The 7,666-nt window shown below is 35.3% G+C and carries 2 protein-coding genes; both read left to right on the forward strand.

Annotation, left to right across the window (positions count from 1 at the left end):
- Positions 1–742 precede the first annotated feature (742 nt).
- Positions 743–4,054, forward strand: a complete 3,312-nt coding sequence (locus tag ACRD62_RS22050) for a LamG-like jellyroll fold domain-containing protein (RefSeq protein ID WP_430822249.1) — start codon at positions 743–745, stop codon at positions 4,052–4,054.
- 366 nt (positions 4,055–4,420) lie between these two features.
- Complete coding sequence (locus ACRD62_RS22055) at positions 4,421–7,549, forward strand: cadherin-like beta sandwich domain-containing protein (RefSeq protein ID WP_430822250.1); 3,129 nt, start codon at positions 4,421–4,423, stop codon at positions 7,547–7,549.
- Positions 7,550–7,666 lie beyond the last annotated feature (117 nt).

The raw sequence follows: 7,666 nt of genomic DNA on the forward strand, positions 1-7,666 counted from the left end.
CTAAACATCAAAACAACGTTAGTTTCAATTTGTAATAAAATATCATTTTATGTCACCCCTAAATCCCCTGAAGGGGACTTAAGCCTCCCTTTTAGAGGAGGTTTGGTGGGGTATAATGAAAGTAAAGTTACAATTTGAAAGATTCCTTATTTGCAGAATCACTTTTTGGACACCCTCTTTTTTTTGATCATAATCGAATATGAAGTCAATGAATAAATAAAACTATTATTTGATTCGATATTAAAAATAATCTTTCTTTCAGTTTAAGATTATCTGTTATCTCTCTAGATATCTTTCGACTGATTCGATATTACCTCATGCTATTTTTTGTTTCGTTATTAATATTTGGGATTGCAATTTTATTATGTACTAACATATTGGTGGACTGGCTTCCTGATGTTGTAAAATGTTAATAACTGTTTATTTATATCAATAATCAATAAATCATTTCTATGGAATAAGGGTTTGTTTTATAAGTTGATATGATTTTATCAACGATTTTGCAATCAAATAAATGACATTATTCATCGAATTTGTATTATTCAAAAATTAAGAGATTGGTTAATATTGATCTACACGTAATCCAATGTGAAATATAAACTCCATTTAACTAGTAATTCGAATTTTTTACTATTAGTTATATAAACCTCAAAATGTCTAATTAAATCAGCTAACTATGAAAAAAAGATCTTTACTAAAATAAATTTGCCTTGCAGTTTTTGTTGTTAGTGCCATGTTTTCAATGTCTTTATCAGCACAGACGTTAAAGCATTCATACACATTTGAAGATGGTACATATGATGCAACCACTGTATTTGATCAGGAAGGTACTTTAAATGGAACCTTTGTTGGAGATAAAATCTCTGTAGCCGATGGTAAATGTATTGTTTCAGGTGCAACAGCTAGCACTGACGGGTATATCCAATTTGATCCAGTTGCTTTGGCTTTGAATACATATTCGGCTATTACATTGGAGGCTTTTGTTATTGCAGGGAATCAAGAAAATGTTGGAAAATTTACCATGATTACCTATTATGGCACATCAACTGCAGGTAGCGGTTGTTTATGGTATCAGCCAACACGTTCAGGTAATCAATCCAGAGTAGAAGTAAATAATACTTCAACGACTATTACTGCCAGTTTGGATGGAACAGAATTAGATGATGGTAAGAGTCATCATGTTGTATGTGTTCTTAATGGTGCAGCATTAACATATTATCTGGATGGTAATGTGGTTGCCGAAATTTCTACAGCAGGAGCTGATTATATTAGCACCATTGGAACCGATGTTGCATACTTATTTAAAGGTGTGTGGAACGATCCAAACTATAATGGTAAAATAGACGAATTTAATATCTATGATGGTGCAATGGATGCCACAACCGTAATGAGTCGTTTCATTAATTACGTAGGGGAGGATTATATAAATGCAAATCTTGCATCTTTATCTGCTGATAAAGGAGTGTTTGATCCTGCTTTTGATCCTGCTGAAGTGGATTATTATATGTATGTACCATATGGTACAACACAATCACAGTTTACAATCGTTCCTGAAGCTGATGTTGCAACCTATCTTGTTTATGATATTAATGATGGTACAGAATTCACAAATGATTTGGTTACTTACGAAGCAAAAGGAATTGATATTGGAATAGAAGTAACTGCTTTGAGTGGTACAACAAAAACTTATTATGTATCTATTTATGCATCTGATGGAACTGATGATGCTAGTTTAAAAGATATTCAATTGTCTGTTGGAGCATTGGATCCGGTCTTTAATCCGGAAACTAAAGCGTATGAAGTTATTGTTCCAGAAGGTAGCACGTCGGTTGATGTTACAGGTGTGCCAAATTATCCAGATGCAACTGTTTCAGGTAATGGAGCTGTCTCTTTAACAAATGGATCAGGAAGTGTTACATTAGGTATTACCTCTCAAGATACCCAAGTGTCTGATAGTTATTCGATAACTTTTGTTCCTGCTGATGGGACTAATTATGCAATGAGTTTACCTGGGGTTAATGGTGAAGAAAGTAATATTGATATTTCTGGACTTAACCTAAGTACATTGCCATATACAATTGAAATGTGGTTTAAACCCGAAGCAATTCCTCAGCCAGATTATGCTGCTCTTTTAATTAATGCTAATGGTTCACCAAATGATGGTATATGTTATGTAGGATGGCAAACCAGCTATGATGCTTTAAGGTTAAATGCCACAGGTGATGGAGATGGATATGCCGGACCTACTGTCACTCATGAAGTAACAGATGGATGGCATCATGTAGCCGCTATTGTTACTGAAAAATCAAGGACATTGATCTTAGATGGTATAGAATACACCGAAGCCGCAAATTTTACGCCTATTAATTGGAGCGAAAATAAAACATACATTGGAACATGGGATGGTTATTGGTCTCGTACTTTCCAAGGATTAGTCGATGATGTTAAAATCTGGAATGATTCCATTTCCCCGGAATTACTAAGTCAGAATAAATATCAGTCACTCAATGGTGATGAAGCTAACTTAGTTGCTTATTATAATTTCGATTTAAATAACCCAAGTCAGGCTGTCGATTTATCTTCTGGAATGAATCATGGATTAATAACTGGCGGAACATATGTGCCCTCTTTTGTTCATGCTAATTTAGAGATTTCTTCACTTGCTGTCTCTTCGGGTAAAGTATATCCATCTGTTTCTGCAGGTCAGTATGAATATCATGCTTTATTGGACGCAGGTACAACTAGTTTTGATTTAGATGTAATAGCAGCTGATGCAACCGCCATTGTGACTGGAGATGGAACAATAACAGTGGCTCCGGAAGGATCGGGTATTGTAACTTTTACTGTTACATCAGCCGATGGTAAAAACTCCCAGGATTATACTCTGGCTTATCAATTGGACAATGCATTGACTTTAATGCATTCTTATACTTTTGCTGATGGAACTGCTGAAGATGTAGTTGGTGATGCTGATGGTTATGTTTACGGTGGTACTATTGTTTCTGGTGTATATCAAGCTGGTACATTGGGGGATTATATTGAATTTCCAGCGGCTGATATTGCAATCAATACTTATCCAAGTGTAACATTTGAATACTTTATAGCTAACGATTCCGAAACAGCTAATCCTAATAATGCAACAATGCTTTCTTACTTCGGCGATGTTGTAAACGGTTTAGGAGCTAATGGTGTATTTACTTCTGTAAAAAGCAGGGTAGCTATATCCTGTTTAAATGAAGGAGCTCCATATAATTCGGAGTCAGGCTATAGTGGCTCAGATCTAACAGATGATGGTAATTTCTATCATATGGTGAATGTTTTAACCAACGATTCAATTTCCATGTACATTAATGGGCAGTTTATTGGGGCAGGTGACTTAACAGACAATAATAAGGTTTATAATTTGAGTAATGCATATGCATACTTGTGTAAGTCTGGTTATACTTCAGATAACACCTGGTTAGGTTCGGTATATGAATTCAATGTTTACAGTGGTATGATGACTGTTGGTGAAGCTGCTGAGAGATATGCATTCTTTAATGTTGACTCAGAAACAACTGATGCTACTTTAGCAGATCTTACAATTGATGATTCGAGTCTGGAAGGATTTAATTCGGCAAATCTAAACTATACTGTTGCTGTTGCTGAAGGCACTATACCTGTTGTTGCTGGTACTGTTAAGGTAGCGGGTGCTAATATTACCAATGTGGTACAGGCAACTACTGTGCCTGGTACAGCTACTATTGAGGTGACTGGAGCAGATGGTACAACAAAAAATACTTACACTATCGATTTTGAGATCGCTACCGGAATTGGCAAAGATTCAAAAGAAAGTACGATCAAAGTTTATCCAACGGTTACTTCAGGAGAATTTACCGTTGAGATGGATGGACAGTCTTCCGTAATTTCAGTTTATAATCTATCTGGTGGGTTGGTAAAACAAATAGTTACTAGTGCTGCTCGTGAAATTATTTCCCTTGATCAAAACGGCATGTACCTAATTAAGGTAACAACTGCTGCATCAGAAAAGATATTTAAAGTGTTTAAAAAATAAAAAAAAACAGAGTTTTAAGAAGAGATCTTTTAAGGTCTCTTCTTTTTTTGGTTTAAGTTAAAGAATTTGGAGATTAATTAATCGAATAATTAATAATAAACCCTTTGTTGTTAGTGAATAGTTTATTTATAAGCGTGTAATATAAACAAAATCAATGAAGTGTGGTTTATGTTTTGTGGGTTGTTGTAAGTCAAGTGAACAGTCTTATTTTACAGGTATTGAAACGTTTTTGCATTTGTTTTTTAATGCATGATGAATTTTTAATGTTATATGACGAAAAAGTGACAGTCCTGAAATATCATTAATTAGTACATTGCAACACAAATTAACATTTATAGGGGATGAATTTTTTAAATTAAGCTAACTATGAAAAAAAGATTTTTACTTCAAAAATTTTGGTTTTTTATTTTGATTCTTGGTGTTAGTGTTTCACCAGCTTTGGGGCAAACATTAATGCATTCTTATTCTTTTGAAGAAGGTACTTATAATGCGACCTCTGTTTATGATCAAACAGGTTCAGTAGATGGTACCTTAGTAGGTACTCCTAGTATTGTAAACGGCGAACTTGTATTTGACTCTAATGGCGACTACGTTACTTTTGATGGTTCTGCTTTAGATTTGAACTCTTATACAGGTGGAATTACCATTGAGTTTATGTATAACTCATCAGTAGGTGCAAATGATGGGCACTGGAACTGGTTTACATATTTTGGTGGAGCAGAAGGTGCCAGTAGTATTATGGCAGGTGTTAATACCTGGGGGCAATTCAGAGTCTATAAAAATAATACAGACCCAAAGATTCAGGTTGATAGTAATGATGATGGTAAATATCATCATGCTGTTGTGATTATGACCGACGCTAAGATTGCCATGTATGTTGATGGTGCTCTTATTGGAGAACAAGCTACAGCAACTTATGCTATTGATGCGGCTTACGCTTACCTTGGACGTGCTTACTGGAATGATCCAACTTGGGAAGGTGTGATTGATCAATTTAATATTTATCAGGGAGAAATGGATGCTACTACTGTCATGAGTAACTTTATCAATTATGTTGGTGAGGATTATGTAAATGCAGATTTAGCCGTTTTGTCAGCTGTACCAGGTGAAATGACACCAGCATTTGATCCTGAAGTACTAGAGTATGATTTATATGTGCCTTATGGATCAACTGAAGCTGTTTTCACAGTAGAGACTGCTGCAGGAGTAGCAACCTATGAAATGACTACAGGAGCTGGTGCAATTGTTGGAGAAGATGGTGTTGTAACCTTCGATGAATTTGGAGAAGATGTGGAAATTGCAGTTGCGGCTTTAAGTGGAAATGAAAAATTCTATTATGTATATATTAATCTTAATGATGGTGCAACCTCAGAAAGATTATCAGATATTCAGGTAGCAGGAGGAACTTTGGTTACAGATTTCGATCCTGATGTTACAGATTATAATGTTAGAGCTGATTATGGTGCGACTTCTGTTACATTAACCGGAGTGCCTATGTGGGCTAATGCTACAGTTACCGGAGATGGTACAATTAACCTTTCTGATGGAGCTGCTACTGCAACTATTCATGTGGTTTCTGAAGATGGTTTAAGTGAAATGGATTACAATTTGAATATCTATGCTACAGATGTTCAGGTTAATACTAATTACTACATTCAACACGAACTATCAGGTTATGTTATTGGTGAAAGAGAAGATACTTATATCCGTCTATATGAACCATTAAAAGACGAAACAAGTCAGATTATTCAATTCAAAGAGTCTGATGTTGATGGTCAATATTATATCCAGAACAATGATGGAAATTACTTGAGATTGGCACTTGCTTCCGGTGATAATGTATGGGATATGGTAATGGATGCTGAATTAACAGGTGACCTTGATAGTTGTAAATTTGAATTGGACGAATTTGAAAAAGGAAGATTCAGAATTGTTTCTGTTGCCAGAGCTAATAATTTCGAGAATGTTTACATGGGAACAAACGATTCGAATTTAGGAACAGGTATTTATTCCGATAAGTGGCTTGGTAATGACCTGGCTGTTTGGTCTATCATTTCACCAGATCAGGTAGAAACTCAATTTAATACCTATTTGGCTTCATTAAGCATCGGAGATAATGAATTATATCCTGTATTTGATCCATATGTAAATGAATATCGCGTTGTATTACCAGAAGGAACTACTGAATTTATTCTTGATGCAGTAGCACAGGATGCTACTTGTACAATAAGTGGTGATGGAACAATAGATGTTTCTACTGTGAAGAAAGGTAGTGTAACTATTACTGTTACTGCAACCAATACATCATATACACGCGACTATGTAATCAAGTATCATGTTTATAACGAGGATTTTGCATTGATGCATTCATACACTTTCCTTGATGGAACAGCTAAAGATGTAGTTGGTGGTGCTGATGGAATTATCCATGGCGGAACCATTACTGAGGGTATGTATAATGCCGGTACACTTGGTGATTATATTGAACTTCCAGCAGGTGATATTGCAATTAATACATACGCAAGTATAACTTTTGAGCATTTTATTGTGGATGATCCAAATACTACCAATGCTAACTTAAATACAATGGTAACTTCATTTGGTAATTCAGGTACTTATGGCTATGATTATATCTTTACTGCTACAAAGAGTAGAGCTGCTATATCATGTCAGAATTCTGGCAGTCCATGGAGTTCTGAATCTGGTGCTGATGGTTCTAATGTTGATGATGATAATTCAGGAATGCATCATTTAGTTACAATCATTACAAAGGATGCTATTAAATTGTATCTGGATGGAACATTACAAAGTGCAGGAGCATTAACTACAACGAATGGAATAGTTTATTTAAGTGATGCTTACGCATATATTTGTGAGTCTGTATATCCAGCTGATAATACATGGTTGGGCTCTGTTTATGAGTTTAATATTTATGCCGGGGTCATGGATGATCAAACCATTGCTTTGAATGCTATGAATGGACCTCAGGGCTATGCCGGAACAGATGCTACTTTGAGTGATTTGGCTGTTGATGGTGTAACAATTGATGGATTTGCTCCAACAACATACGATTATACCGTTTCAGTTGCTGCAGGATCAGATCCAGCAATTACTCTGGCAACAAATGATGCAAATGCAACTTATACAATTGATGGTCCAGCATCTATTCCTGGTGTTGCTACTATTGTTGTAACTGCTGCAGATCTTACAACTAAAAAAACATATACTATAACATTTGATGTTGCTTCAGGAATTGATCTTGGAAGTAAGCAAAGTTCAAGTAAAGTTTACCCAACAGTTTCAAGAGGAGAATTTACTGTTGAAATGGAAGGTGCATCATCAATGATTACTGTTTATGATTTGGCCGGAGGTTTAGTTAAGCAAGTTAAAACTGCTGCTAAACGTGAGGTGATTTCATTAAATCAAAAAGGTATGTACCTGGTTAAAGTTGAATCTGACGGAAAATCAGAATTGTTTAAAGTATTTAAGAAATAACTTTAATTTCAGATAAAAGAAAGAGGGTGTCCAAAAACTAAACATCAGAACAACGTTAGTTTCAATTTGTAATAAAATATCATTTTATGTCACCCCTAAGTCCCCTTCAGGGGATTT

The sequence above is a fragment of the Carboxylicivirga caseinilyticus genome, from assembly GCF_050589785.1.
Classification (GTDB): domain Bacteria; phylum Bacteroidota; class Bacteroidia; order Bacteroidales; family Marinilabiliaceae; genus Carboxylicivirga; species Carboxylicivirga caseinilyticus.

Bases quoted from the DNA above. Each gene is read 5' to 3' on its own strand.
- ACRD62_RS22050 (WP_430822249.1), top strand. From the start codon at position 743: ATGTCTTTATCAGCACAGACGTTAAAGCATTCATACACATTTGAAGAT.
- ACRD62_RS22055 (WP_430822250.1), top strand. From the start codon at position 4,421: ATGAAAAAAAGATTTTTACTTCAAAAATTTTGGTTTTTTATTTTGATT.